We start from the raw sequence: 26,740 nt of genomic DNA on the forward strand, positions 1-26,740 counted from the left end.
TACCGAAAAAAACTCATTTTAATATTTTTTTCAACGCATCACCAAACTTCCACACTTCCTCAAAGGTGTTGTACAATGGCACCGGTGCCAATCTGATTACCGACGGTTCCCGCCAATCCACAAAAAATCCTTCTGCCATTAATGCATTATAAATTTCTTTTCCTTTTTGCAGCATATTCATACTTACATGGCAGCCGTGTTCTGTTTCATTTCTCGGGGTAATGTATTCAATGATGGGTGCTGCCTGCGAAGCATTCACTTCATCCAGTACATACCATAAATAAGCCGTCAATAATTTTCGTTTGCCATTGATGTTCTCCCATCCTGCTTCTTTTACCACATCTAATGCTGCACGATGACTCGCCAGCATAAACATGGCAGGCGTGCCTAATTGCCAGCCTTCTGCTGATTGAATCGGCATAAATCCTTTCTCCATTTTAAAACGGGTTGCTTTTTCATAACCCCACCAGCCCGCAAAACGATTCATTTCTGACTTATGATATCGTTCATGTATATATACAGCAGCCACGGCACCCGGACCACTGTTGAGATATTTATAAGAACACCAGCAGGCAAAATCAACATTCCAATCATGTAACTGTAATTCGATATTACCTGCAGCATGTGCTAAGTCAAATCCTGCTTTCGCACCTGCGGCTTGTGCCATGTGCGTAATGGTTTTCATATCAAATACCTGGCCGCTGTAATAATTAATACCGCCGAACAATACCAATGCCAATTCCTCTTTATGCTGCACAATGATTTGCAGAATATCTTCCGTTCTTATGGTATGTTCACCCTCTCTTGGTTTGATTTCAATGATCGCTTCTTCAGGATTATAGCCGTGATGTTTTACATGTGTTTCCATCATGTATTGATCACTGGGAAAGGCTTTGGCTTCACATAAAATTTTGAAGCGCTTTCCCTGCGGACGATAAAAACTCACCAGCATCAAATGCAAATTCACCGAAAGATTGTTCATCACACTCAACTCATGCGGTTTACAACCAACAATTTGGCTGAGTGTTGGTGTAAGTGCATCATGATAATCCATCCACGGCTCTTTGGCATGAAAAAAAGATTCCACACCTAGTGCAGCCCAATCCTTCATGATGCGTTGCAGGTAGTCATTGGTTCGCTTGGGTTGAAGCCCCAATGAATTACCCAGGAAATAAATCTGCTTCTTACCATCCTTTTCAGGAATGATAAACTGTTCCCTGAATTCTTTTAATGGATCGTTCGCATCCAGCTGTTGTGCAAAAGCAAGCGTATTTTGAAATTGCATGTTTGAATTTGGTCTGACGCCCTCGTCTGACCTGTAAATTACCGATATAAGAGCCATCAGACGAGGGCGTCAGATGGCGTTTAAAATAAATCAGGATAATCCGTAATAATTCCATCAACACCCATTTTCTTCAACCGTTCTATTTCTTCTTTCTTATTTACTGTCCATGGAATAACTTTTATAGTTCGTTGATGACAATACGCCAGTAACTTCTCATTCACCAATGAAAAATGCGGGCTGTAAATTGCAGGTTGAAAGCCCAATGCTTCTATTTGTTTTTCAATACCACGCTTATCAAAATCTTCAATAAGCATGGCTGTTTTAATATGCGGATACTTTTGATGCAGATATTGCAACGTTCTGAAATCAAATGACTGAATAATCACTCGGTCTTCTATTTCTTTTTCTTTGACAACAGTCATCAACAATTCAACAAATTCAGCAGGCTTGGGATGAAACACATCATCCGTTGCAGGCATGGATTTGGTTTCGATATTAAAAAAAGGTAAATGACGTTTCGCCATCATCATGTATTGTTGTACACTATCCAGCAAATCGCTGAGCAAAGGTTTGTAAGCCGCCGTCTTTTTTTGTTGAAGGAAACGTGGATGAGGTTTTAAGCCAACATCAATCTTTTTTACATCAGAATAATTCATCTGATAAATATTCCACTCTCTTTCATTTTGCTGTGTAATCTGTGCGTTTACATAAATTCCAAATCGTGGAGTACTTATTTCATGATTAAAAAAAGGCTCATGAGACAAAATCACTTTTTTGTCTTTAGTTATCACTACATCCATCTCAAGTGTAGTAACACCTAACTCCAATGCATACAACATAGCAGCAATCGTATTCTCCGGCATCAGGCCACGGCAACCACGATGCCCCTGTTTATCAAAACCCTCAACCTTAGCAGGAGGGTTCGCAAGCTTTTTACCCTGTACACAACTCATAAAAATCAGGAGGAGTAGGAATCTCATTTATTAAATACTTTATGTTTTCTTGCTTCCATAATATCAGCAACCTCTTTGGCTTCCCCACCCTGTTGCTGTAACTGATGAATGATTTGGTCATAATTTTTTTTACTATGATTCTGGCTGAGCTTGAAGACATGATTCAACTCCTTTACTTCCACTTCAAAAGCGACAATCGCTTTCAAATTACTCTGTACATATTCATCACTCATCTTTTCAACCAAAGAAGGTGAATGCGGATTGTTTTCAAAATGATGAGTGGTTCTTTTCAGCACTTCATACAACTCTGCATTGGATAAAAAACGAAGCACACCTTTTGCATGAACACTCATATAATTCCAGGTGCTGGCCACTTCTTTATTTTCGTACCAACTGGCACTGATATACGCATGAGCGCCTGTGAATACTGCCAGAACATGTGGGTTTTGTTCAAATGCTTTATGATGATCTGTTTTGCGCTGAATATGTCCGGTAAGAAATAATTGTCCATCCCGTTCGTCAATAAACACCGGAACCTGTGTTGCCACGGGTTGATGCTCTGCATCTACTCCAATTAACATGGCAAAGGGATGTTTTTTTACAAAATCAATCACCACCTGTTCATCAGGTTCTTTGAAATGAGGAAGAGTATACATGGGGCAAAGATAAGATATGTTACACCCGCAAACATCCACGAAATCCCCTGGAACCGTAATAAGATTGTGCGCCGTTATGGTACACAAATACAGTACCATAGCGGTAATCAGCAAAGAGTGCCCCGCCAAGCTTTCGTATGGAACCAGACGTTTGTATCCAGCTGGAAGTTTTTGCATCAAAATGGCCGAGTTGTTGTAACTGCCTGTACTGTTCTTCTGTTAACAGCTCAATACCCATTTCAGAAGCCATATCAATGGCATTATTGGCAGGGCGATGTTCTTTCCTTGACTCCCATCCTTCTTTATCAAAGCAAACACTGCGGCGACCGGATGGTGATTCTGCAGAGCAATCAACAAACAAATACTCACCGGTTTTTTTATCATAACTTATCACATCAGGCTCACCACCTGTTGCCTCCATTTGGTTAAGACTCCATAGTTTTTCTTTTTTAGTCAGCAACTTTTTCTCCACCTCTTTCCATTCAATACCCTGATGCCGTTTACTGTTTTTTTGAAAACGCAACTGTAGCACCTGCAACAGTTCATCCTGTTCAGTTGCACTTAACTTCTTTTTTGACTGACCCGGCATAAGATTGATTTTATAGTTGTAAATATACTTCGTGATACAATGAAAAAGCAAACAGGTACTGCCTAAAAACTTAAACAGTACCTGCCATATCTATAATTAATCTATTTCTTAAAAAATGATTATTGTTGAATTCGAATCCATCCGGCTCCATGATAAGAATGGTACTCACCATTGTACATAGCATCAGCACTTACAGGACCCATCCGGTACATACCCGGCGAAACGGCTCTTACTGCATAATAATAGCTTTGCTTATTGTTGCTTACATCAACAAAGAAATGAATGCGATCATCACGCACATCCAATGCTGTGGGAGTATATCCATCTTTAATCCAATCCATACCCGGCAATTCTTTTGTTCTCGGATTTTCAATTTCAAAACCGGCAGGCAACAGATCAGTGAGTACAACATTCTCAATGGTACTGCTGTATGTTTTTTCAACCGTAACCTTTACTACGATCAAATCATTCTGGGCAAACGTATTTCCTGTAATCATTTGTCCGTAACGGTTGTAAAACTGACGTCGCACTTTTAAATAACTGTCTTCTTCTTTATAATCTCCTGCGGCACTCACTCCTTCAGCCACCCAATAATAGTACAAGCGACCACTACCTTTTGTAACCAGTTCAATATTGGTGCCACCTAACTGTGCAGCATTTAATTTAAGATCATTATTATTGAATCTGCTCACCGTTTTACCATTCACTTTCACATCGGCCTGTATGTTAGCTGCTGCCGCACGCTTTGCTATTTTACCAATAGCGAGGAAAGCAAAAGCACGCTCCTGTGTACTGAGCCAGTAACGTTCTTTCAACAATCCGGAAACATGTTTGGCCATAACGGGAATCTGTGCATTGCCGGGATCAACATCTACAAGTGTATTGAGAGCAATCGCTTCATCACGAACATCACTGTAAAAACTTCCCCCTGTTTGGGCAACACTTATTTCACCGCTGAAGGCGCCCGGCAACATCGCATTAAATGATTTCTTATCGCCCATTAATGCATAAGCAGCTGCCAGCATATACCGGCTGTCAAGAGAAAGCAAGGTGGCATTGGCTTTATAATAATTCATCACACTTATCTGGGCACGGTTACCCAATGCTAATACATACAAACTGTAAGCAACTTCTTTGGGAGCGATTTTCTTTTTCTCTGTTCTGTTATAATAATACTCAATGGTTTCTTTTGTTTTCAAACGGTTTATGAGATAGCCCATCATTGTTTCTACCAGGCTATTGTCAACATCATAACCAGCTTTGCGTGCTTCCAGTAAAAAGTGAGCAGCATATACTGTTGTCCACCAGTTGGCTGTGCCTTCATCATCCCAAAGTGTAACAGCACCATTGTATAATTGCCGCATTTTAATTTTACGAATCGCTTCATTGATATTGGCGACTGATGTTGTGGTTGATAATTTATTTTTCTTCATGGCATCAGCAAGGTCACCAAAGTACAGTTGCGGAAAAGCAGCACTTACTGTTTGCTCAGTACAACCATATGGATACTGCAACAGGTAATTCAACTGATCGCCCAGTTCCAGCACCGGCGATTTACTGATGACCAGTTGGTAATTAACACTGCCGGGCATAAACCTGTTAGCTGCAATAACGATGTTTTGTGATGCTCCTGCATTAATGGTTCCGCTGCCACTTTCTTTTTGCAAAGTTGATGGTGGACGAACAGTGATCTGGGTTTCATCAAAAAAGTTTTCACCCAATGCATTTACTTCAATACGGATGCGGCCACTGTCAATTTTCTGTTGGGCAACTACTTTGAAAACTGCTTTATTTTCAGCATTGGCAGCAAGAGCTGTTTGCTGGGAAGCTGCTCCTACTACCTGCAATGGACCTGACACTTTTATATTCACTTTAGCATTGGCTGCATTCTTTGTTGTATTGCTGAGTGTAACGGGCACTGTAACTGTATCACCCGGACTTAAAAATCTCGGAAGCCCTGCACTTATTACTACAGGGTCAGCAACCGTCATATTCGTTTCACCGGCACCAAACTTTTCATCTTTATAAGCTACTGCCATCAATCGTATTTCACCGCTGAACTGCGGTACCTCAAATTCAAAGCTCGCCTCACCGCTACCGTTAGCCTTTTGCACACCGCTCCAATAGCTTACAATCTTAACACGTTTGTTGGGCATGGGATTATTTCGCTTTTCCATGTCAGCCCCGTCGCCGCCGGTACTGCTTAAGCGTGCTCTTAACTCCGGAAACAAAAGAGGATATAAATCAAACCCATTTACGCCCAAGGCTTTCTTCTGATAAAAATAATGATACGGATCAGGCGTTTGCATATTGCTCACCTGCAGCACACCGTTATCAACTGCCGCCAGCGTTACATAACTGCCCGGCGCTGCTTTTACTTTTACTTTCTGATGCGTGCGGCTCCGTGTTGTTTTGTTGCTGGTGATTTGTACGTCCATCTTCCTGCTTTTCTCATCCACTTTCAGTGATTGAAAGCCATGTGCAACTGTTAATGGTATATCACTTACGCTGTGAGGTTTTATTAATGTAGCTGAGATGTACACATTGGGCAGATGTTCAGCACCCAGCGGAAAATCAACGGAAGCAGAACGGTTTTCTACATTTACATATTGATAGGAAACCACTTTATCTGTTTCAATTGTTACCAGCATCCGTCCGCTGAAAGGAGTTTTAAACAAAAGCTTCGCCTTTTCTCCCGTAAAATATTCTTTCTTGTCAGTGGATATATCAATCTCTCCTTCGGTATTTACTTCAAAAGAACTGTTATCACCCCACCCCCAATTACCGTAACTGTAAAAACCACGGCTTACATATGTTTCAGCATTGGGCGCATAAATACGTACTTCATAATCACCCGGTGCACGGGGTACAAATACATAACTGCTGTTTTCACCACTTACTGTTATCACTTCTTCCTTCAGAATTTTATCTTCTTTTTGCGATTCGTAACGGAAATAGTCGCCTGATTTACTCAGTACCGTTCTGTATTCATGTTTAATCACCTGTATTTTAGCAGGAGCATTTACCACTTTTTCATCTTTACTTAAAGCTATCAATGGAAACTTGATGCTTTGATTGAGCGGGTAATAATAATACCCGTCACTACCCAGGCCATAAAACACATTTTGCGTAAACACATCTGCATTGGCAACACGGCTTACCGGTCTTCCGGTTTCATCAAACACAGTGGTATAAATATTTACAGAGAGCAATCCCATGTTCTTATACAAAGCCGGAACGGTGATGCCTTCCACAGCATTTCCATTGGCATCTGTTTTTCCTTCATTTACAATCTTGTCAAAAAATGTTGTTTGATTTGCAAGTGCGAAATTGTATTTCTCATATTTGTCCGGAGAAAAAAAAGATTGGCGGAACTGAATTTCTGTTTCATAATTTCTGTTAGCAGCAGGCGGACCGAAAAAGTTAACAGCATTGATTTTTAAAGAAGCACTGTCGCCAGTATTTAATGTTTTTTTACTGAGTGCTGCTGTTACTTTAATACGATCAGGCACAAACTCCTCCACACTAAAGGATTTACTGCCCAGCAATACATCATTACCGGAATAAAGTTCTAACTGGTAACTGCCGGTAACTGCTGCGGATGGCAATTCAATACTCAACTCAACACTTCCCTGTTCATTGAGCATTTTACGGAAGCTTTTCATTTCTTTTCCGTTGGGCATAATAAACTTCATCTTCACCGGTAACTCACCCGGGCTTTTCCAATCGGCGGTTCTTAATACAATGTTGGCATTAATTTTTTCGCCGGGGCGGTAAATATCACGTTCGCCGTAAATAAATGCATCCATGCCACTGCTGTTCCAACCCTTACCTCCTACATCAAAGCGGCTGGTGTTTACTCTTGTGTTATGAAACGGCAGGTAATTAAAATCATCGGCTGTTTTAGCAATCACCATTGCCGGTTTAAACCCATTGAATTCTTTCCGGATGTATGCAATTTCTGCCACACCATCACTGTTGGTATTGCCGGTTCCCAACAGTTGATTATTGGCACCATAAACAGTAACTGTTACTCCGCTCAACGAAGCTGCGGTTTTAATGGAGTTGGCAAAAACGAGCATTTTTTCTTTCCCTTCTTTAGCAATCAAACCAATATCACTCATAGAAATAAACCGACTGTCGTTTAACCAGTAATCTTCTGTGGACTGAATACGTAAATGATAAATACCATTAAAATCTTTCAACCTGTCATCAACATTAAAATTAAACAGACGGCTGCCTCCGTATTTGGGCAATGCCCTGGTATCGATTTCTTTTTCATAAATCACATCGCCCAGGGTTGAGTTACCTTCTTCTTCATAGTAGTAATCATTATTTCCTGTATTGGGATAATAACCATAACGATGAGCCGCCAGCAAATTGCTTTCATAAATCTTGGAAACAATCACTTTTATTTTCGGCATATTGGTAATGCGTACTTCAATATTCTTATTACCCTGTGCTGAAAGATAAACTGCTTTGTTATTGCTGAAAGAAACGGAGGGCTCCAATTCACCAAAAGCAATATTGGTTTTGTAATCTTCCTTTAAAGTACCACCAAGTTTTCCACGCAAACCTTTTGTAAGCAGTAAATCATAGGTCTTACTCACATCAAACGCATCTCCACTGATGACAAAACCATCTTCCACCACTTCCACACCATATTTTACAACTGGTGTAAGTTTGATAAAACTGTTTAAACTGCTTTCCACCACCTGTTGAGAAGTAAGCACTTTTACGGTTGCGCTCAGGCCATCATGTCTTGCCTCTACATTCGTAATGGTGAGTGTATATGGTGAAGGAATAGTGAATTTCTCTTCAATCACATCTTTGGTTGCATTTTTTCCACCCTCAGGAACAAGACCTTTCTGCAGCGAAACAGCAGTTGTATAATCACGGTCTTCTGCTTTGATGTTTAAAATGCGGAGTGAAATCTTTTTATCGTTGCTGATGGTTTGTAAACTGTAATCCTTTGGTTCACCATCCACGGTTACATTGAGCTTTTCTTTCAGCAGCGCCGGCGTTACTGCATAGTTGAAATACAGATCTACCTGCGGAACAGCTTTACCGGAAGCATCATCCAGCACCCAGGTGATATTAGAATTTTCAAGCTGCAGATCAGGTGTATAAAACTCAATCGTTTTATCTACCTGCACTTTTCCGAATTTGCTAAAGGAAAGCACTTCACTGCCAATAGATGCTTTATAAGTAGTGGCAGGCGCCAAAGGTTCAGCAGGAGAAAAGATCAGCTCATCACCATGCTCCCAGCGAAAGCGGCCACGGATCTTTGGCTCAAACTCTATATAAGCTGTGGAATCCCAGCGGTTGAGCAGAGAATCAGGCACAAGCTGTTTTGAAAAACGGAAAATCAAATTCTGTAAGAGTTGTACTTCGCCTTTAGCATTCGTATCAGCCAGACTTATAGTATTTCGGTTACAGGAAACAAAAAGGAGCAGTGCTGCTGCCATCAGGAGCAGGTGCAGGTGGTTACGCATAAAACAAAAGGTTGAAAGTTGTTTTGAAGGAAGGTTAATTTGCACATGAAATTACAAACGCCATTACATCATTTGCAAGTTTAAATTATTAAAGAATTGATAAATGAAGAGGAAAAGTTTTTAACTGTACTACTGCATGAAAGAAATAAGGATAACTTGAGGTAAACTTAAAAGCTGATGTTATTTATAAACTGGCAAATGCCCTTAAATCTTTTCTGTAGATTCCTGTAAAATCAGCAGCTTTGAGCAGGAATCAATAATCGTTATACACAGGATGACGAACTCCGGTAACAAACCAAACAAGATAGCATTGGCACCCATCAATGGCAGGCGTATGAATACACTGTTCAAACGCACCGGCATCGTTTTGCTTTTATTTTTACTGGTATTCTTCCTGCTGCATCTTTTTTTTCCCTTGCCGGATAAGATAGAGTATTCAACTATTATTACGGATAGCAAAGGTGAAGTGATCCATGCATTTCTCACCGGGGATGAACAATGGCGGATGCAAACCGAACTGCAGGAAATTTCTCCCCTGCTGCGGAAAACGATTGTGCAGAAAGAAGACAAATATTTCTACGTTCATCCCGGCATCAACCCTTTTGCCTTAGCCAGGGCATTTGTAATGAATGTGTTTACGGGAAGGCGCACATCCGGTGCCAGTACTATTACCATGCAGGTAGCAAGAGCATTGGAACCCAAGCGGAGAACCATCTTCAACAAATGCATCGAACTTTTCCGGGCCCTGCAACTGGAACTCAAATACAGCAAAGCAGAAATCCTGCAATTATACCTCAACCTCATTCCTTATGGCGGAAATATCCAAGGTGTAAAAGCGGCTTCGCTCCTGTACTTTGGTAAAAATCCCGATCATTTATCCCTTGCACAAATCACCGCTTTATCCATCATCCCTAACCGGCCTTCGTCTTTAGTAATGGGCAAAAACAATGATGCCATTAGAGAACAACGTAACAAATGGCTGCACCGTTTTGCTCTTGAAAAAATTTTTACTCCTAAAGAAATTGAGGATGCTTTAGCCGAACCACTTCTTGCAAAACGCAGCGAAGTACCAAAACTGGCACCGCATCTTGCTTATAAGCTCAAGCAATCAGGAAGCTCCATTATTAAAACCAACCTCCAACTCAACCTCCAACTGAAAACAGAAAAACTGGTGGAAGATTATGTACGTACACTACGCCTCAGCAATATCCGTAATGCTGCGGTGATGATTATTGACAATGAAACCCACCGTGTGATTACATATGTAGGCAGTGGAAACTTTAAAGATACGCTTGATGGCGGGCAGGTAAACGGTGCTGCTGCTGTACGCCAACCGGGCAGTACCTTAAAGCCATTGGTGTATGCACTTTGTTTTGATGAAGGCCTGCTCACACCTAAAAAGATGATGAACGATGTGCCGGTAAATTATGCCGGCTATGCCCCGGAGAATTATGATAAAACATTTAACGGACCTGTTACTATTGAATATGCACTTGAAAACTCCCTCAATATTCCGGCGGTAAAAGCTTTGAATCTGTTAGGGACAGAAAAAATGATTCAGCAATTGAGCAATATGGGATTTACGCAAATTCAAAACAAGCAAAAGGGTTTAGGTCTGAGTTTGATCCTTGGTGGTTGCGGCACTACTTTGGAACAACTCACAGGTTTGTACAGTTGCCTGGCGGCTGAAGGTTTGTACAATCGTCCCCGTTTTTTACAAACAGATTCATTACAAACAGCCCGTCGTATTATTTCAGCTGATGCCGCTTATATGGTTACAGATATTCTGAGCAGGATTAACCGGCCTGATTTTCCCCTGCACTGGGAAGCCACAGCCCATCTTCCGAAAATTGCCTGGAAAACAGGCACATCATACGGTCGAAGAGATGCCTGGAGTATTGGCTATAATGAAAAATATACAGTTGGTGTTTGGGTAGGAAATTTTTCGGGCGAAGGAAATGCACAACTCAGCGGGGCACAAACGGCTACCCCTTTGCTCTTCCGTATTTTTAATACGTTGGATTATGATGCTAATCGTTCCTGGTTTACGCCACCACCTACACTGGAACAACGACAGGTTTGTACAGAAACCGGGCTGCCTCCGGCCGATCATTGCACACACCTGGCCTTAGATTATTTTATACCAGGCATTTCCTCTTCGCAAAGCTGTAACAACATGCAGGAAATTGCAGTGAGTGCCAATGAGAAAATAAGTTATTGTAAAAGTTGTGAACCTGCTACCGGTTTTAAACGCAAATGGTACAAACTGCTGGCGCCTGAACTGCAAAACTGGATGCAGGTAAACAGCATTGCTTATGAACCATTGCCGCCGCATAACCCCGATTGTGAAAAAATATTCACAAGTGGTGCCCCGCAAATACAATCACCCGTGAACGGAACGGAATACCTCATCAGCAAAAAACACCCGGAGCCCTTGCAATTAGTTTGCGAAACGGGGAATGATGTGAGCCGTGTGTATTGGTACATCAACAACCGTTTTTACAAAGCAGCCGATGCAGGAAGTAAACAGTTTTTTATGCCGGATGAAGGCCCAGTAAAAATTTCCTGCACTGATGATAAAGGAAGAAACAGGGATATAAGAATAACGGTGAAGTATGTGGACTTGTAGGGAAAAGTTTTATTATTTAAACTGAACCGGATTTTATAGCGCTTACGGATAAGTTGATTTATAAAATCAACAAAAGCAACTGTTTCGTATAAAACACTGTTTTAATTGTGGACTATTGAAATTTATACCGCTGCAAAAACAATTTTGAATTAAAGATTGCTTTTAAATCACCCATAAAAAAACCATCCCGCCTCAACAGCGGGATGGAACGTGTACCAAAATAAATTTCGGAATGAGTTGTTCTATATGACGGATTGTACAATGTGGTTTCAATCGTGGGCTTCACAGGAGAGGATTCTGAACGAGAACCTGGATTTTAAAAACGGGCTGGTGCAAATGTAGGAGCTTTTACAGCAGTAACAACCCATAAAAAAGGTTCAAAATCACCTGTAAAAGTCCGAAACAGTTCCGCAATCGTTTGTAGTTTATTCTTTAATCATATTGCCACTGCCCGCAATCTTTTGTTTTACGTTTACGGGGTTGCCGGCATAATGTACATCACCGCTGCCGGCAATATGTACATCCAGGTTCTGGCTGCAAAAACTCCACACATTGCCACCACCTGCAATATGCACTTCAGTGTTTTCTGTTTTCAGCTCACGGCATTTAATATCACCGCTGCCGGCAATACGGTACACCGCATCACGGGTGTTACCTGCCAGCGAAGCATTACCACTACCTGCAATACGTACTGTAATCTTTGGAGCATCGACAGCACTTGCCCTGATATCGCCACTGCCGGAAATGCTGAATTCCATCGGGCTATCAGAACTAAGGTTTGTCTCGGCAATAATATTACCGCTGCCGGCAATACCCAACTCTTTAAAACGTGGAGCGGTTACAAATACTTTCATATCCTTGCGGGGACGCAGGTTTACACCACGCTTTACCCTCACTTTTAATTCTCCATTTTCCACTTCAGTAAGAATATACTTCATCAGGTTTTCTTCGGCTTCAATGCGGATGCTATAATCATCTCCCTGGCTCACATACAGGTCAAAAGAACCTGCTGTTTTTACACCGTCAAATCGGCCTTCATTCCGGTTAGAAGTAATTACATTACCGTTGCCTCTTACATTTCGCCACCCGCAGGCAGAAAAAGTAAATACCAGGGTGAGCAGCAGCAGTGCAGCAAAAAGTCTGTTCATTTCATTTTGTTTAAAGGTTATAATAAGAACAGCAACATCCTGTAATGATGTGCAGAGTGGAGAAAGTTGGAACAGGTCAAAGATAATTTACTACAGCCATCCTGCAAATTACTTGCTGTGTTTTTTCAATATTTAATAATAGTTGCAGAACATGACCTCTCCTGCTGCCGATGGCCGTCTTCGTCTAAACGGATTTTGTTACCTTCGCCGCACCATGACAGACAAGATTCTCATTCTCGATTTCGGAAGTCAATATACCCAGTTAATAGCCCGTGCCGTTCGTGAATGCAATGTGTATTGCGAAATTGTTCCCTACCATAAACCCGTTGTGGTGGATGAACACCTGAAAGGCATCATCCTCAGCGGCAGCCCGTTTTCTGTAAACGATGCCAATGCACCTGTGGTGGATGTAGAACTCTTAAACCGCTCCCTGCCGGTTTTAGGTATTTGTTATGGCGCCCAGCTTACAGCCAAGCAGTTTGGCGGCCGGGTGGAAAAAAGTGAGAAACGGGAATATGGTCGTGCTATCCTGCACAAACAGAAAGAAGATGTATTGCTGCAACAGATCAGCGCTACCTCACAGGTGTGGATGAGCCATGGTGATAGCATTCTGGAATTACCTGAAGGTTTTGAAGTGATGGCCGTAACAGATTCTATTCCGGTAGCTGCTTTTCGTGCCAATGTAAGAACAACGAATCCTTTGTATGGTTTTCAGTTTCACCCGGAAGTGTACCACTCCGTGGAAGGAAAGCAAATGCTTAAAAACTTTTTAACTACCATCTGCGGATGCAAAGGTGATTGGACCCCGGCATCTTTTGTTGCAGAAACGGTGGAGGCATTAAAAAAACAAATCGGCAATCGTAAAGTGATTATGGCGCTGAGTGGTGGTGTTGATTCTACCGTAGCGGCCACTTTAATTCACAAAGCCATTGGCAAAAACCTCTTTGGCATTTTTGTAGATAATGGCGTATTACGTAAAGATGAGTTTCAACAGGTGCTGAACACCTATAACACTATTGGTTTGAATGTGAAAGGCGTGGATGCAAAAGAACATTTTTATACCAAGCTTGCCGGAAAATCAAACCCTGAAGAAAAAAGAAAAATCATCGGCGGAACATTTATTGAAGTTTTTGACCGTGAGGCCCACCTTATTGAAGGTGTGGAATTATTAGGACAAGGAACGATTTACCCTGATGTTATTGAAAGTGTAAGTGTACATGGACCATCCGTTACCATTAAATCGCATCACAATGTGGGCGGTTTACCTGATACGATGAAACTGGAACTGGTAGAGCCGCTTCGTTTCTTGTTTAAAGATGAAGTGCGACGTGTAGGTGCAGAGCTGGGCATTCCTGCTGATTTGCTCAACCGTCATCCTTTTCCGGGGCCTGGACTCGCCATCCGCATTCTGGGTGAAGTAACGGAAGAAAAAGTTGATCTGCTGCAACGTGCTGATGCGATTTATATCAATGGCTTAAAAGAACATGGACTCTATGATAAAGTATGGCAGGCCGGTGCTATTTTATTACCGGTACAAAGTGTAGGTGTTATGGGTGATGAACGTACCTATGAATATACACTGGCGCTGCGTGCTGTAACATCTGTTGATGGTATGACGGCCGACTGGGCGCATCTCCCCTATGAATTCATGGCGCATATTTCCAACGAAATCATCAATAAAGTACGGGGCATTAACCGTGTGGTTTATGATATCAGCAGCAAACCGCCTGCAACTATTGAGTGGGAATAAACATCTGCAACCATATGTATATGAAAAAACAACTACTTCTTTTCAGCTTCCTTTGCGTTTCTCTCATTGTGGCAGCACAGGGGAACGATACCATAAAGGTGTACCGCATCGGTATCTTTACCAATCTTTATCTTGATTCCAGCTTTGAAGCAGATAAATATAAATTTGACAAACAGATGCCCCGGCACCTGCTGCCGGGCCTTGATTTTACAGAAGGCGCATTAATGGCTTTTGATTCTATCAGCACCAAACAACACATCAAAGTTTCTGTATTTGATATCCGTTCTTCGGCACAAAGCATTCAGCAGTTAAAAGACAATAAAACATTTGATTCACTTGATCTCATGATCGGATCAGTAAGCGGTACCGATTACCGGCAGTTAGCTGATATTGCTTTTCAGAAAAATATTCCATTCGTATCTGCCACTTTTCCAAACGAAGGTGGTGTTACCAACAACCCGTTTACGTTTATTGCTAATTCCACGCTTGGTGTACATTGTGAAGCTTTGTACAATTTTGTGCTCCGTAATTTTTCAACGGCTAACATTATTTATCTCCGCAAAAAAGGAATCCAGGAAGACCGTCTCAATACTTATTTCAACAACAGTAATAAAAACAGCAGCGGTACCGGTTTACTCAAATGGAAAACAATCAATACAGATTCAGTAAGCACCAAAACACTGGCGGCAGTTTTAGACAGTGAAAAAGTAAACATCATCATTGCAGGTTCACTGGATGAGCGTTTTGCAGTACAATTGGTCAATGCTTCGCTGCCTTTTACTAAAAAATACAACCTGCAACTGATTGGTATGCCTACCTGGGAAACACTCAAGGAAATGAGTAAGCCGGAGTGGAAAACCATTCCGCTTTATTACAGCACCACCTTCTTTAATAATGGTTCTGCCAAATGGAATCACTTTACCAAAACATTTACAGATGCTACCTATGGGCGGCCTTCAGATCTTGCATTTAAAGGATTTGATCTTACGTACAATTTTGTAAACCTCCTGCTGAAATACGGTTCGCAGCTCTCTAAAAATGTAAACGACAAATCTTACCGCTGGTTTCTGGAATATGATTTTAAACCGGTACTTAACAAAACAAGCGGCCGTCCGGATTACTACGAAAACAAACAGGTGTACATTCTAAAAAGAATGAACGGGCTTACATCACGCATGAATTAATCCAATAAGAGTTGGTCAACTTTTGAGTGGGTTTCCTGTTATTGCAGTATGCCGCATCAAAAACAACATTTGCCGCAAAAAATCTGTATTGTTTGCAACCGGCCTTTTACCTGGCGCAAAAAATGGGAAAAAGTTTGGGAGGAAGTGAAATACTGCAGCGATCGTTGCCGTAACTCCCGTTCAAAAAGCCGAAATTCGGAATCAAAATAAATGGCACTGCTTGAATTTTCTGATCGGGGTTTGTATTGTGCGGCCGGTGATTTTTATATTGATCCATGGCGGCCGGTAGCGCATGCAGTAATTACACATGCACACAGCGATCATGCAAGAAGTGGTCATCAACACTATCTCTGCCATCATCTCACTAAACCTTTGCTTCAGTTACGTTTAGGCAATCATTCGTATGAAAGTATTGAGTGGAGCGAACCCGTGTACAGGAATGGTGTAAAAATTTCATTGCACCCGGCAGGTCATATCATTGGCTCTTCACAAATACGGTTGGAATATAAAGGTGAAGTGTGGGTAGTAAGTGGCGATTACAAAACAGAGAATGATGGTTTGAGCGGCGCCTTTGAACCTGTAAACTGTCACACTTTCATTACCGAATCCACATTTGGATTGCCGGTGTACAAATGGCAGCCGCAGCAATTCCTGTTTCAGCAAATGCAGCAGTGGGTAGAGGCAAATAGCAATCAGGGAATTTGCTCCGTCATCTTTGCTTACAGTTTAGGAAAAGCACAACGGGTGTTACAGGCAGTAGCGCCTGTTACCAATAATATTTTTGTACATGGCGCCGTATGGAATACACAACAGGCATTGCAAAAATCAGGGATCGTTTTACCAACCGTTCAAAGAGTAAGCGATGCTGTAAATAAAGAAGCGTTTAAAGGTGCAGTAGTAATTGCACCTTCTTCTGCACAGGATTCTCCCTGGCTCAAGCGGTTTCAACCTTACAAGATAGCTGTTTGCAGTGGCTGGATGCAGGTGCGGGGTAATGCACGAAGACAAAATGTGGATGCCGGTTTTGCTTTAAGCGATCATGCTGACTGGAATGGTTTGTTAGCTGCTGTAAAAGCAACAGGTGCTGAAAAAGTATTTGTAACGCATGGCTTTCAAAGTGTGTTCAGCCGTTATCTTAATGAAAACGGAATTGCAGCAGCAGAAGTAAAAACAGAATACGGCGGTGAAGAAGGTGCACAGGAAGAAGACAATTCCAACGCTGTAAATATTACCACCGAATGAAAGCATTTGCACAACTGGTACAGCATTTAGGCAGCAGCACCGGCAGCAATGAAAAGCTGGAAGCACTTGCACATTATTTTGCAAAAGCAGATGCTAAAGATAAAGTTTGGGTGATTGCGCTCTTCAGCGGCAGAAGACCCAAACGCATCGTCAACTCTACTTTACTACAAACCTGGTGTGCTGAAATGGTTCAATTACCAAAATGGTTATTTGATGAAAGTTATCATACCGTGGGTGACCTGGCTGAAACCATTGCACTATTATTACCTGAACCGGAACAAAAAAGCAATAACCAACCGTTGTGGTTTTATTTTGATCAGTTAATTGCTCTTGAAAAAGCTACAGAAGAAGAAAAGAAAAACTTTATTACCGGCGAATGGTTACAGATGAGTTATGAAGAACGGTTTGTGTTCAACAAACTCATCACGGGTGGATTCCGCATTGGTGTTTCTCAAAAAACAATAGTGAATGCATTGGCTCAATCAGTTCAAACAGATGCTAATATTATTGCACACCGCATCAGCGGAAACTGGAATCCGCAAACAACAACGTTTGAGAAATTACTGAGCGCTGATAATACGAAAGCTGATGCCTCCAAACCTTACCCCTTTTATTTAGCCTATGCATTAGAGGAGGAAGTGCAACAAATAGGTGCAGTTGAAGAATGGCAGGCAGAGTGGAAATGGGATGGCATCCGTGGGCAAATCATCAAACGCAATGGTGAATTATTTGTGTGGAGCCGGGGTGAAGAACTGATAACAGAAAAATTTCCTGAGTATAATATACTCAAAGAATTGCTTCCCGATGGAGTAGCCATTGATGGTGAAATTATTTGCATGCATACAGATGCAACTGAACTACAACCGCTCCCATTTGCTGCTTTGCAAACAAGGATTGGCCGTAAAAACATCAGCAAAAAACAATTGCAGGAAGCACCGGCGGCTTTTATCGCCTATGATTTACTGGAATGGATGGGAGAAGACATCCGACATCAACCATTAATGCACAGAAGATCATTACTTGAAAAATTAGTACAACAAGCACAACAACCAGTCGTTCGATTATCTCCCACCATTGTATTTACCAATTGGCAACAATTAACAGAACTGCGTTCACTTTCAAGAGAAAATAGCAATGAAGGTGTAATGCTTAAGAAAAAAGATTCTGTTTATCAAACCGGACGTAAACGTGGCGATTGGTGGAAATGGAAAATTGATCCATTGGTCATTGATTGTGTGCTCATTTATGCACAGAAAGGACACGGAAGAAGAAGCAATCTCTATACTGATTATACATTTGCTGTAAAAGACGGCGACAAACTGGTTACGTTTACAAAAGCTTACAGTGGATTAACCGATAAAGAATTTGCAGAAGTAGATGCATTTGTAAAGAAAAATTCCCTGGAAAAATTCGGACCCGTTAGAACGGTAAAGCCTGAATTGGTTTTTGAAATTGCATTTGAAGGAATTGCAGCCAGCAACCGGCATAAGAGTGGTGTAGCGTTGCGTTTTCCGAGGATGAACCGTTGGAGAAAAGATAAAACGGCAGATGAAATCAATACACTGGATGATTTAAAAGCACTGCTCAAACAATACGGTAAATGAACTTACAGGAAACAAAAGGTTATGCTGTACTCAATGATTGGTTTGCATCCAAATCCATCCGGCCTTTTGCATTCCAGGAAGAAACATGGCAACATTTATTACAAGGCGAAAGCGGTTTGGTAAATGCACCCACAGGCTGCGGTAAAACATTCTCTGTTTTTATTGGTGCATTGATTCAGTTCATCAACAATCATCCGGATTCGTACGCCACTAAAAAAAATAATGGCTTACAATTATTGTGGGTAACTCCGCTGCGTGCTTTAGCCAAAGATATTGGCCGGGCTATGGAAGAAGTAATTCAAAGCCTTGGCTTGCAATGGAAAGTTGGTATCCGCAACGGAGATACAACTGCTGCTGACAGAGCCAAACAGAAACGGCAAATGCCGGAAGTGCTTATCATTACTCCCGAAAGTCTTCATTTATTGCTCGCACAGAAAGGATATGCGGAATTGTTTCAATCGCTTAAAATCATTGCCGTGGATGAATGGCATGAACTGATGGGCGGTAAAAGAGGTGTTCAGGTAGAACTGGCATTGAATCGAATTGTGAATAGTCAATGGAGCATGGCAAAAACAAAACCATCGGTTTGGGGTATCAGCGCAACCATTGGAAACTTAGAAGAAGCGAAAGAAGTTTTACTGGCTACGCTTAATAAGAGTGGCGTAATTGTAAAAGCAGAAATGTATAAGAAGATTGAAGTGGAATCCATTCTTCCTGATGAAATCGAAAAATATCCCTGGGCAGGACATTTGGGCATAACACTCATTCATAAAATCATTCCCATCATTGAGCAAAGTACAACCACGCTCATCTTTATCAATACAAGAGGCATGAGTGAACGGTGGTACCAGGAGTTGCTCAATCATGCACCGGAACTGGCGGGAGCCATTGCTCTGCATCATGGAAGTATTGAACAGGAATTACGTTTATGGGTAGAAGAAGCATTGCACACTGCAAAGCTGAAAGCAGTTGTTTGCACTGCCTCCCTTGACCTGGGCGTTGATTTTCGCCCGGTGGAGACCGTTATACAGGTGGGTTCGCCCAAAGGCGTTTCCCGTTTTTTGCAACGTGCCGGCAGAAGCGGGCACAGTCCCGATGCAGTAAGTAAAATTTATTTTTTACCCACCCATTCACTGGAATTGGTAGAAGCGGCGGCTTTAAAAGATGCTATTAAAGAACAAATGGTGGAAAGCAAGGATCCCATGCTGCTTTGTTTTGATGTGCTGATACAATACCTCAATACATTGGCTGTATCCGATGGATTTGCACCTGATGAACTTTACCATGAAGTAAAACAAACGTTTTGCTTTCGTGAAATGACAGAAGAGGAATGGGATGAAGTAGTTGCTTTTATTGTAGACGGAGGCAAGGCTTTGCAGCAATATGATGATTATAAAAAAATGGAATTCATTGGTGGGCGGTATAAAATTACCAGCCGCAGAATTGCCATGCGTCACCGGTTGAATATCGGCACCATTGTAAGCGATCTCATGCTGAAAGTAAAAATGGCAAGCGGCGGTTATATCGGAATGATTGAAGAATACTTTATTACCAAACTGCAGCCGGGAGACTCCTTCATTATTGCAGGAAGAAATGTGGAACTGGTGCAGATAAAAGATATGACTGTACTGGTAAAAAAATCCACCTCAAAGAAAACCATTGTACCCAGCTGGAACGGCGGCAGAATGAGCCTTACGGCCAACCTCGGGCGAAAACTGAGAGAAACTTTCAATGAAGTGTCAGGTCACAATCTGTCAGGTAATTCTAAGTGGTCAGACAGCTCACCTGAATTACAACACCTGCAGTCGTTATTTGAACTGCAACAACAACTTTCACATATTCCAAAGGATGATGAGTTGCTCATAGAGCATCATGAAAGCAAAGATGGTTATCATTTGTTGGTATATCCCTTTGAAGGCAGACAGATTCATGAAGCTATGAGTGCGATCCTTGCTTACCGTATCGGCAAACAATATCCGCTTACTTTTTCCATTGCCATGAATGATTATGGTTTTGAACTGTTGAGTGATCAACCCATACCGGTGGATGATACGAATGCTGCCTGCCTCTTTTCAATGGAAGGATTAACCGCCGATATGCAAAGAAGTGTGAATGCAACTGAAATGGCCCGCCGTAAATTCAGAGACATTGCAGTGATTGGTGGCTTGATTGTGCAAACTGCTCCCGGTGAACAAAAGAAAGCCCGGCACCTGCAGGCATCAGCCAGTTTGCTGTTTAATGTGTTTTCAGAATATGATAGTAAAAACGTATTGCTCAGGCAGGCATACCAGGAAGTATTTGATCAGCAAATGGAAGAAGTAAGACTAAGAGAAGCTTTTCAACGCATCAACCGCAGTAATATCATCATTACAGTTCCTTCAAAATTCACGCCCCTCTCCTTCCCTATTATAGCCGATGGCTTAAATCGTAATAATCTCTCTACTGAAAAACTGGAAGACCGCATCCGGCGAATGCAGGAGCAATTAAACAAGAAATAGAAGCATTTCGTCAAAAGCTTGAAAGTTCTATTCTGTTTCTCATTAATTTTATGCAAACAACAAACATGATCAAGAAAATCTTATATGCACTCCTGGCCGCACTGGTGATTATCCAGTTTTTCAGACCACATCGGAATGAGGCTGCGGGCCCTTTCCCCAATGATGTAAATAATAGTTTCCCGATGACTGCTGAAGTAAAAGCAACATTGGAAACAGCCTGTTTTGATTGTCACAGTAACAATACCCGCTATCCCTGGTATGCCAATGTACAACCGGTAGCCTGGTGGTTGCAAAATCATGTAAACGAAGGAAAGAGAGAATTGAATTTTTCAGAGTTTGCAAGCTATGCTCCCAAAAAACAACATCACAAATTTGAAGAAATTAAAGAGTCAGTAACTGAAGGTTGGATGCCGCTTGACAGCTACAAGTGGATTCATAAAGATGCCAAACTCACTAAGGAACAAAGCACAGCCATTGCAAAATGGTGTGATGAAAATATGGCGAAGTTGCCGGCACCTGAACCCAAAAAATAAAGGATCGCAATGCATGCAAAAGCCCCGTACCGGGGCTTTTATTTTATGTTTTCACTTCAACAGCTCCGCTTCTTACATTTGTAATCTGCATGCAACAGGTATTATCCATTTCATTACAGGAACATATCTTTTGGCTCACAGCTGAGCGCTGTATCTATTGGGAAAAAGAACAATGTTTAATTATTTCAGATATTCATTTTGGCAAAAGCGGACATTTCCGAAAAGAGGGCATTGGTATTCCGCATGCTGTATTTAAAGAAGACCTGCAGCGGCTTTTTGCACAAATTCAATATTTCAAACCCAAAGAGTTAATCATTGTTGGCGATTTTTTTCACAGCCATCTTAACAAAGAGGCTTTGTTATTTGAAAAATGGAGAAGTGATCTGTCACAACTGCCCATGCATTTGGTTACAGGCAATCATGATATACTCCCTAAGGACTGGTATGTAAGGAACAATATCATTCAACATGAAGATGTTTACCTGAAACATTCGTTTTGTTTTGTGCATGAATTTGACGTAGCAAAGCACAGGGATGAACATCTATATTATTTCTCCGGCCATATACATCCCGGTATTTATATTGATGGGTTAGCACGCCAATCACTTCGTTTTCCCTGTTTTTATTTTACCCAGACGCATGCGGTGCTTCCTGCTTTTGGAAAGTTTACCGGCACTTACCTTGTGAAACAAAAAAAGAACGACAGGGTTTTTGCAATTGTGAATAAACAACTCATTGAAATCAAAAAATAAACTCATTCATCAGCAATTATTACATATCGCCTTTGATCCTATCTATGCACATCCGTTACCGGAAGGTCATCGGTTCCCCATGCTCAAGTATGAATTAATTCCCGAACAATTACTTCATGAAGGAACGATTACACAAAATAATTTAAAAGCACCTCTTGCCTGTAAAGATGAAATTGTGTTGCTCACTCATACTGCAGCATATCTTAACAAACTGCATCAACAAACATTATCCCAACGGGAACAAAGACATATCGGCTTTCCGCAATCACCGGAACTTACTCAGCGGGAGCTAATCATTACACAAGGTACCATTGACTGTTGCACCGCTGCTTTTGAAACCGGTGTGGCGTTGAATGTTGCCGGTGGTACCCATCATGCATTTGCTGAACGTGGTGAAGGTTTTTGTTTACTCAATGATTTTGCCGTTGCCGCTAACTATTTACTTCAACAGCAACAAGTAAAACAAATTCTCATTATTGACCTGGATGTACACCAGGGCAACGGAACAGCAAAAATTTTCGAAAACGATTCAAGGGTCTTTACGTTTAGTATGCATGGTGCTCATAACTATCCGTTTCACAAAGAAAAAAGCGACCTGGACATCGGTTTAAAAGATGGAACGGATGACAACATCTATCTGCCACTCCTGGAGAATACCTTAAACATGCTGATAGAAAAAGTAAAACCTGATTTTGCTTTTTATCTTTCCGGTGTGGATATACTTGAAACTGATAAGTTTGGCAAATTAAAAGTTACCATGCAGGGCTGTAAACAAAGAGATGAAATTGTATTCAGCCTGTTAAACAGGTATCAAATACCCTGTACAGTGGCAATGGGTGGTGGCTACTCACCGGATGTGCGTACCATTGTGGAAGCACATTGCAATACATTCAGGTTAGCAAAAGATATTTATGGGTTGAGTTAGACGACGGCCGGCAGACCACAAACAACAGAAAAAACACATCAATTATTTGTACAGATTGATAGAGAGGATTAAATAGTTTTCCTTCTCAACTTATTGTAATCAATAAACCAGATAAGACGAACAGTCAGTTCATTGCCATGCGGCTCCTGTAACACACGGGCAAAGTTTTTTGCGTAATTGTTGTAAGTAACCCCGTTCAATTGTACATCATTACCCAGCCAGTTTTTCCAGCCAATGATGAGCCGGCTTCCGTAATTGAAATCCCAGGTATAAAACATATCCAGGTTCCATACATTGAAGTTTTGATCTTTACCGTTGATAAAGGGACGGTCGGTCCAGAAACCATCCTCTTTTACATTGAAGAAGGATTGGTATTGTACACGGCTCCAATAGTGTCGTGCCCGTAAGGTCAGATTCATGCGTGGCGTAAAATTGTAAATGCCGTTGATGAGTGTTGTAAAATCAGTATTGATTCTGCGACCGATGATTGGATCACCATTCGCTTCCCGTTCAAATGCATAACCAAATTGTCCACGGTCAGCAGTTCTGTTAATATTTACATCCAGGCTGAAACGATCACTGAAACGATAACGTACACCGCCACGGATAAAATAGTAAGCATCTGATTTAATATCCACACTTTCAGCAAAACCTAAACCCCATCGACCAAATAAACGCTTACGGCTGTCGCTGCTGCCTTCAACTGAAATAAATCCAAACGGTACTTTTTTAAGAAAACGACCGGGTGTGCGCAAATCAAAATAATCATTCTGCCACCAGGGCTGCAGTGATAAACTTACGCTGGCATCCCAAAAGTTTTTAAAGAACCAGAAACCTCTTGCATTAAACCTCGTGTTAGTATAAACAAAAGGCTTGTACAGCATTTCATGCCGCACACTAAAACTATAACTGTAAGAGTTGAACTTTGCAGTGGGCGTTAATTGATTATAACTGAAAGAAGCCATAGTCATAACCTCGTTAGGTGCCTGTAAAATACCTAAATCGTTCGGGTCATAACGGTCACTTTCAATATTGCTTAACAGACTGTACTGAATTTTTCCGCTCACCTTACCAACATTGATTATGCTCTTAAAACCGGAATAAGGCGCAGCGGTTTTTACATAACTGTAATCCAGCTTTCCTCTCAATGCATACATATTGTTTTTATCAAACAACGCAAAATCAAGCCCGGTAACGTTGGCATCTCTTGCACTACCGTTACGTGTAACATTCGCATTCGTAAGTGTAACGGAAGAACGGCCCTTCAACGCCTGGTCAAAAACAATAAGATTATAGTTCGTAAGCGGTTCCGTTAAAATGCGTTCCCGCACCTTGGTATTTGTATTTTCAATTTCAGCATACATCGGTGCACCCACGGCATTAAACACACCTATCGCCAGTTTCTTTTTATTTCTTCCGGAAAACTTCGTGGCATTGTATAACTGTACAATACCCGGATTTTTGATAACACGTATGGAATCATTCTGCCTTCCCTGCACACCAAAATAACCACGGGGCGTAGCACCCACCCTTCTGCTGTAAAACAATCCGGCCTTATTAAAAATTTCTGTTCCTTCTGTAAAAAAAGGACGGTTTTCCTGGAACTGTACTTCAAAAGGAGAAAGGTTATTAATCACATTATCGCTGATTACCTGCCCGAAATCAGGAATCAAAGTAGCATCCAGTGTAAAACTTTCATTCAGTCCCCACTTCACATCCATTCCACCATTGCGCAACACTTCATTTTTAGTTCCTGTTTTTGAAGGAACTGTTCTGTAACCGGTAGTCACATAGGGCAAAAATGATAAACGCAACGGTGGTTTTAATCCTTCCAAGCCACTGAGTCTTCCAAACTGGTTTACAAAACCGTTTTGATTAGGGTTGATATTGTTCCAGTAGGTAAGTTCGTTATTACGTCTTGTAAACCGCAGAAAATTCAAACCCCAGTCCTGCACATCTTTTTGTGCAAAACGAAGAGAGAAATAAGGAATCCGCATTTCCACAACCCATCCATCTTTTTGAAAAGTGGTTTTGCTTTCCCATACCGCATCCCAACTGTAATCGCTGGGCGGACCAAACTGTGAATTCAAATTAGGACTCAGCCTGCCATCGCTCTGCACATTGCGGCTGGTTACCAAAAACTGGAAACCGTTTTGATCATCATTATACGTATCAAAGAAAACAGAGAAATAATCTACATCCTGCCGGCTCTCCCCATCACGTGGAGTTAACTGTTTACGAACCAGTTTCGGATCATCGTAGAGATAGGCGCCAATATAAATAGCGGCATCATCATACACCACATAAACCTTGGTGGCCCTGGAAGCAGGTGCACCGTAATTGGGACTGTTTACAATAAAGTTTTCGGCAGGCGTAACTGTCCTCCACACTTCTTCATTCAGCAATCCGTCAATTTTAATGGGCGCATTAATTTTTACAGCTTTAAGATCCCGTTCGGGTTCTGTACCGGCAATGGCAGCAATACTGCAACACAATAAAGCAATCAGAAAGGTAAGTCTCATTCGGGGCGCAAGCTATTATAAAAAAGCCGCTCTGCTTTTTGAAAAAGTATGAGCGGCTGAATCAGTACGGAAACTTCCAAAAATCAATTCATTTTCTTCTTCAGGTTATTCACCTGGTCCTGTAAATTGGAAACCAGGGATGCCAGGTTGGTCACATCCCAACGCTGCCCTTGCGCCACTTTGCTGATGACCAGTTGGGCACTCCAGCACTCCAGCACATCTTCTGCATTTACCTGGTAAGGTTGGTAAGCAGGGTTATCACTCACCAGCGTTAATTTATTTTTACTGCGGTTACTTTTTAAAATGCGTTTGTACACCACACCTTCGCTTTTACTTACAACTATGTAAGCCTGGTTGTTTTTAACTTCTTCAAGGTCATGCACCTTTTCGCCTACAATTACACTGCCGCTGGGCGTGGGCAGCATACTATCTCCCACAATTTCAAAAGCCCTGTACGTACCGCTGGTGAGCATGGGAAGCGTAAAAGTATTCAACTCATCCAGGAATTCAGGATCAGCATAACCGTTGAGATAACCTGCCGCTGCTTTTACCGGCACAAAGTGAATCACATTGGTTTCTGCCATCATTTTTAACTGGCGGCGTTTGGCTAAATAGCTGCCCTTTGTTTCACTCAGATCTTTCCGCAGTAAATCATCAATGGTTACTTTAAAAAGATCGCTCACTGTTTCCAATACATCATAATTAGGTTCGGCACGCTCCTCTTCATAAGCGCCCACCAGTGAACGTTTGATACCGATTTTATTAGCAAACTCTTCCTGTGTCCAGCCCCGTAGTTTGCGGAGGTACTTGAGATTTTGATTGGCTATGGCCATACGCTAAAATTTATGGCGCTAATATACTAAAAATTTTAGATTGCCAAAACTTTTGGCAAATTATTTTTTTGTAGTCGGGCTTTTATACATACGAGGGGTCGTATTTGCGTCGCACCATTCATCGTTCCGTTTTCCATAGCAT

At 41.6% G+C, this 26,740-nt stretch carries 18 protein-coding genes; 10 read left to right on the forward strand and 8 right to left on the reverse strand.

What is annotated here, in order from left to right:
• Window positions 1-13: 13 nt before the first annotated feature.
• From kynU to PDL71_RS13605, 5 genes are all read right to left on the reverse strand, one after another.
• Window positions 14-1,285 carry a kynureninase gene (kynU, locus tag PDL71_RS13585; protein WP_407521963.1) on the reverse strand — a complete coding sequence of 424 codons (1,272 nt, stop codon included), beginning with the start codon at window positions 1,283-1,285 and terminating at the stop codon, window positions 14-16.
• Between the two features lie 80 nt (window positions 1,286-1,365).
• Window positions 1,366-2,265, reverse strand: a complete 900-nt coding sequence (locus PDL71_RS13590) for a glycerophosphodiester phosphodiesterase family protein (RefSeq protein WP_407521965.1) — start codon at window positions 2,263-2,265, stop codon at window positions 1,366-1,368.
• Window positions 2,262-2,894: an FMN-binding negative transcriptional regulator gene (locus tag PDL71_RS13595; protein ID WP_407521967.1), complete on the reverse strand. Its 633-nt coding sequence runs from the start codon at window positions 2,892-2,894 to the stop codon at window positions 2,262-2,264. Before PDL71_RS13595 ends, PDL71_RS13590 begins: the two co-directional genes overlap by 4 nt.
• A 19-nt stretch (window positions 2,895-2,913) precedes the next feature.
• Complete coding sequence (locus PDL71_RS13600) at window positions 2,914-3,483, reverse strand: DUF4256 domain-containing protein (RefSeq protein WP_407521969.1); 570 nt, start codon at window positions 3,481-3,483, stop codon at window positions 2,914-2,916.
• Between the two features lie 119 nt (window positions 3,484-3,602).
• Window positions 3,603-8,978, reverse strand: a complete 5,376-nt coding sequence (locus PDL71_RS13605) for an alpha-2-macroglobulin family protein (protein WP_407521971.1) — start codon at window positions 8,976-8,978, stop codon at window positions 3,603-3,605.
• 274 nt (window positions 8,979-9,252) lie between these two features.
• Between PDL71_RS13605 and pbpC the strand changes: the two genes are divergently transcribed.
• Window positions 9,253-11,607 (forward strand): penicillin-binding protein 1C, encoded by a 2,355-nt coding sequence (pbpC, locus tag PDL71_RS13610; protein ID WP_407521973.1) that lies wholly within the window; start codon window positions 9,253-9,255, stop codon window positions 11,605-11,607.
• Between the two features lie 425 nt (window positions 11,608-12,032).
• Here pbpC and PDL71_RS13615 read toward each other — a convergent pair whose 3' ends face one another.
• Window positions 12,033-12,755 (reverse strand): head GIN domain-containing protein, encoded by a 723-nt coding sequence (locus PDL71_RS13615; RefSeq protein WP_407521975.1) that lies wholly within the window; start codon window positions 12,753-12,755, stop codon window positions 12,033-12,035.
• Window positions 12,756-12,969: 214 nt separating this feature from the next.
• On the opposite strand from PDL71_RS13615, the gene guaA reads away from it, so the two are divergent.
• The 9 genes from guaA (at window position 12,970) to PDL71_RS13660 (ending at window position 23,243) form a co-directional block, all read left to right on the forward strand.
• Entirely contained in the window at window positions 12,970-14,505 is a 1,536-nt protein-coding gene (gene guaA, locus PDL71_RS13620) for a glutamine-hydrolyzing GMP synthase (RefSeq protein ID WP_407528415.1), read from the forward strand.
• Between the two features lie 20 nt (window positions 14,506-14,525).
• The gene (locus PDL71_RS13625) at window positions 14,526-15,689 is read left to right on the forward strand and encodes a hypothetical protein (RefSeq protein WP_407521977.1); all 1,164 of its coding nucleotides are present in this window, start codon (window positions 14,526-14,528) and stop codon (window positions 15,687-15,689) included.
• Between the two features lie 48 nt (window positions 15,690-15,737).
• The gene (locus PDL71_RS13630) at window positions 15,738-15,899 is read left to right on the forward strand and encodes a DUF2256 domain-containing protein (RefSeq protein WP_407521979.1); all 162 of its coding nucleotides are present in this window, start codon (window positions 15,738-15,740) and stop codon (window positions 15,897-15,899) included.
• A complete protein-coding gene (locus PDL71_RS13635; protein WP_407521981.1) occupies window positions 15,900-16,931 on the forward strand; it encodes a ligase-associated DNA damage response exonuclease in 1,032 nt (343 codons plus the stop codon).
• Complete coding sequence (locus PDL71_RS13640) at window positions 16,928-18,535, forward strand: ATP-dependent DNA ligase (RefSeq protein WP_407521983.1); 1,608 nt, start codon at window positions 16,928-16,930, stop codon at window positions 18,533-18,535. The genes PDL71_RS13635 and PDL71_RS13640 overlap by 4 nt, the downstream gene beginning before the upstream one ends.
• The gene (locus PDL71_RS13645; RefSeq protein WP_407521985.1) at window positions 18,532-21,033 is read left to right on the forward strand and encodes a ligase-associated DNA damage response DEXH box helicase; all 2,502 of its coding nucleotides are present in this window, start codon (window positions 18,532-18,534) and stop codon (window positions 21,031-21,033) included. Before PDL71_RS13640 ends, PDL71_RS13645 begins: the two co-directional genes overlap by 4 nt.
• A 65-nt stretch (window positions 21,034-21,098) precedes the next feature.
• Window positions 21,099-21,566, forward strand: a complete 468-nt coding sequence (locus tag PDL71_RS13650) for a heme-binding domain-containing protein (RefSeq protein ID WP_407521986.1) — start codon at window positions 21,099-21,101, stop codon at window positions 21,564-21,566.
• Window positions 21,567-21,655: 89 nt separating this feature from the next.
• A complete protein-coding gene (gene pdeM, locus PDL71_RS13655; protein WP_407521988.1) occupies window positions 21,656-22,318 on the forward strand; it encodes a ligase-associated DNA damage response endonuclease PdeM in 663 nt (220 codons plus the stop codon).
• Window positions 22,302-23,243 carry a histone deacetylase gene (locus PDL71_RS13660; RefSeq protein ID WP_407521990.1) on the forward strand — a complete coding sequence of 314 codons (942 nt, stop codon included), beginning with the start codon at window positions 22,302-22,304 and terminating at the stop codon, window positions 23,241-23,243. The genes pdeM and PDL71_RS13660 overlap by 17 nt, the downstream gene beginning before the upstream one ends.
• A gap of 68 nt (window positions 23,244-23,311) precedes the next feature.
• Here PDL71_RS13660 and PDL71_RS13665 read toward each other — a convergent pair whose 3' ends face one another.
• Both PDL71_RS13665 and PDL71_RS13670 read right to left on the reverse strand, forming a co-directional pair.
• Complete coding sequence (locus PDL71_RS13665; RefSeq protein WP_407521992.1) at window positions 23,312-25,765, reverse strand: DUF5916 domain-containing protein; 2,454 nt, start codon at window positions 25,763-25,765, stop codon at window positions 23,312-23,314.
• 83 nt (window positions 25,766-25,848) lie between these two features.
• A complete protein-coding gene (locus PDL71_RS13670; protein ID WP_407521994.1) occupies window positions 25,849-26,598 on the reverse strand; it encodes an XRE family transcriptional regulator in 750 nt (249 codons plus the stop codon).
• Window positions 26,599-26,740 lie beyond the last annotated feature (142 nt).

The sequence above is a fragment of the Lacibacter sp. MH-610 genome (assembly GCF_045780045.1).
Taxonomy (GTDB): Bacteria; Bacteroidota; Bacteroidia; order Chitinophagales; family Chitinophagaceae; genus Lacibacter.

Excerpts from the sequence above, each read along its gene's own strand:
- PDL71_RS13615 (WP_407521975.1), bottom strand. The coding sequence starts at position 12,755 with ATGAACAGACTTTTTGCTGCACTGCTGCTGCTCACCCTGGTATTTACT.
- PDL71_RS13665 (WP_407521992.1), bottom strand. The coding sequence starts at position 25,765 with ATGAGACTTACCTTTCTGATTGCTTTATTGTGTTGCAGTATTGCTGCC.
- PDL71_RS13670 (WP_407521994.1), bottom strand. The coding sequence starts at position 26,598 with ATGGCCATAGCCAATCAAAATCTCAAGTACCTCCGCAAACTACGGGGC.
- PDL71_RS13605 (WP_407521971.1), bottom strand. The coding sequence starts at position 8,978 with ATGCGTAACCACCTGCACCTGCTCCTGATGGCAGCAGCACTGCTCCTT.
- guaA (WP_407528415.1), top strand. The coding sequence starts at position 12,970 with ATGACAGACAAGATTCTCATTCTCGATTTCGGAAGTCAATATACCCAG.
- kynU (WP_407521963.1), bottom strand. The coding sequence starts at position 1,285 with ATGCAATTTCAAAATACGCTTGCTTTTGCACAACAGCTGGATGCGAAC.
- PDL71_RS13625 (WP_407521977.1), top strand. The coding sequence starts at position 14,526 with ATGAAAAAACAACTACTTCTTTTCAGCTTCCTTTGCGTTTCTCTCATT.
- PDL71_RS13645 (WP_407521985.1), top strand. The coding sequence starts at position 18,532 with ATGAACTTACAGGAAACAAAAGGTTATGCTGTACTCAATGATTGGTTT.
- pdeM (WP_407521988.1), top strand. The coding sequence starts at position 21,656 with ATGCAACAGGTATTATCCATTTCATTACAGGAACATATCTTTTGGCTC.
- PDL71_RS13650 (WP_407521986.1), top strand. The coding sequence starts at position 21,099 with ATGATCAAGAAAATCTTATATGCACTCCTGGCCGCACTGGTGATTATC.
- PDL71_RS13630 (WP_407521979.1), top strand. The coding sequence starts at position 15,738 with ATGCCGCATCAAAAACAACATTTGCCGCAAAAAATCTGTATTGTTTGC.
- PDL71_RS13595 (WP_407521967.1), bottom strand. The coding sequence starts at position 2,894 with ATGTATACTCTTCCTCATTTCAAAGAACCTGATGAACAGGTGGTGATT.
- PDL71_RS13640 (WP_407521983.1), top strand. The coding sequence starts at position 16,928 with ATGAAAGCATTTGCACAACTGGTACAGCATTTAGGCAGCAGCACCGGC.
- PDL71_RS13590 (WP_407521965.1), bottom strand. The coding sequence starts at position 2,265 with ATGAGATTCCTACTCCTCCTGATTTTTATGAGTTGTGTACAGGGTAAA.
- PDL71_RS13600 (WP_407521969.1), bottom strand. The coding sequence starts at position 3,483 with ATGCCGGGTCAGTCAAAAAAGAAGTTAAGTGCAACTGAACAGGATGAA.
- pbpC (WP_407521973.1), top strand. The coding sequence starts at position 9,253 with ATGACGAACTCCGGTAACAAACCAAACAAGATAGCATTGGCACCCATC.
- PDL71_RS13635 (WP_407521981.1), top strand. The coding sequence starts at position 15,900 with ATGGCACTGCTTGAATTTTCTGATCGGGGTTTGTATTGTGCGGCCGGT.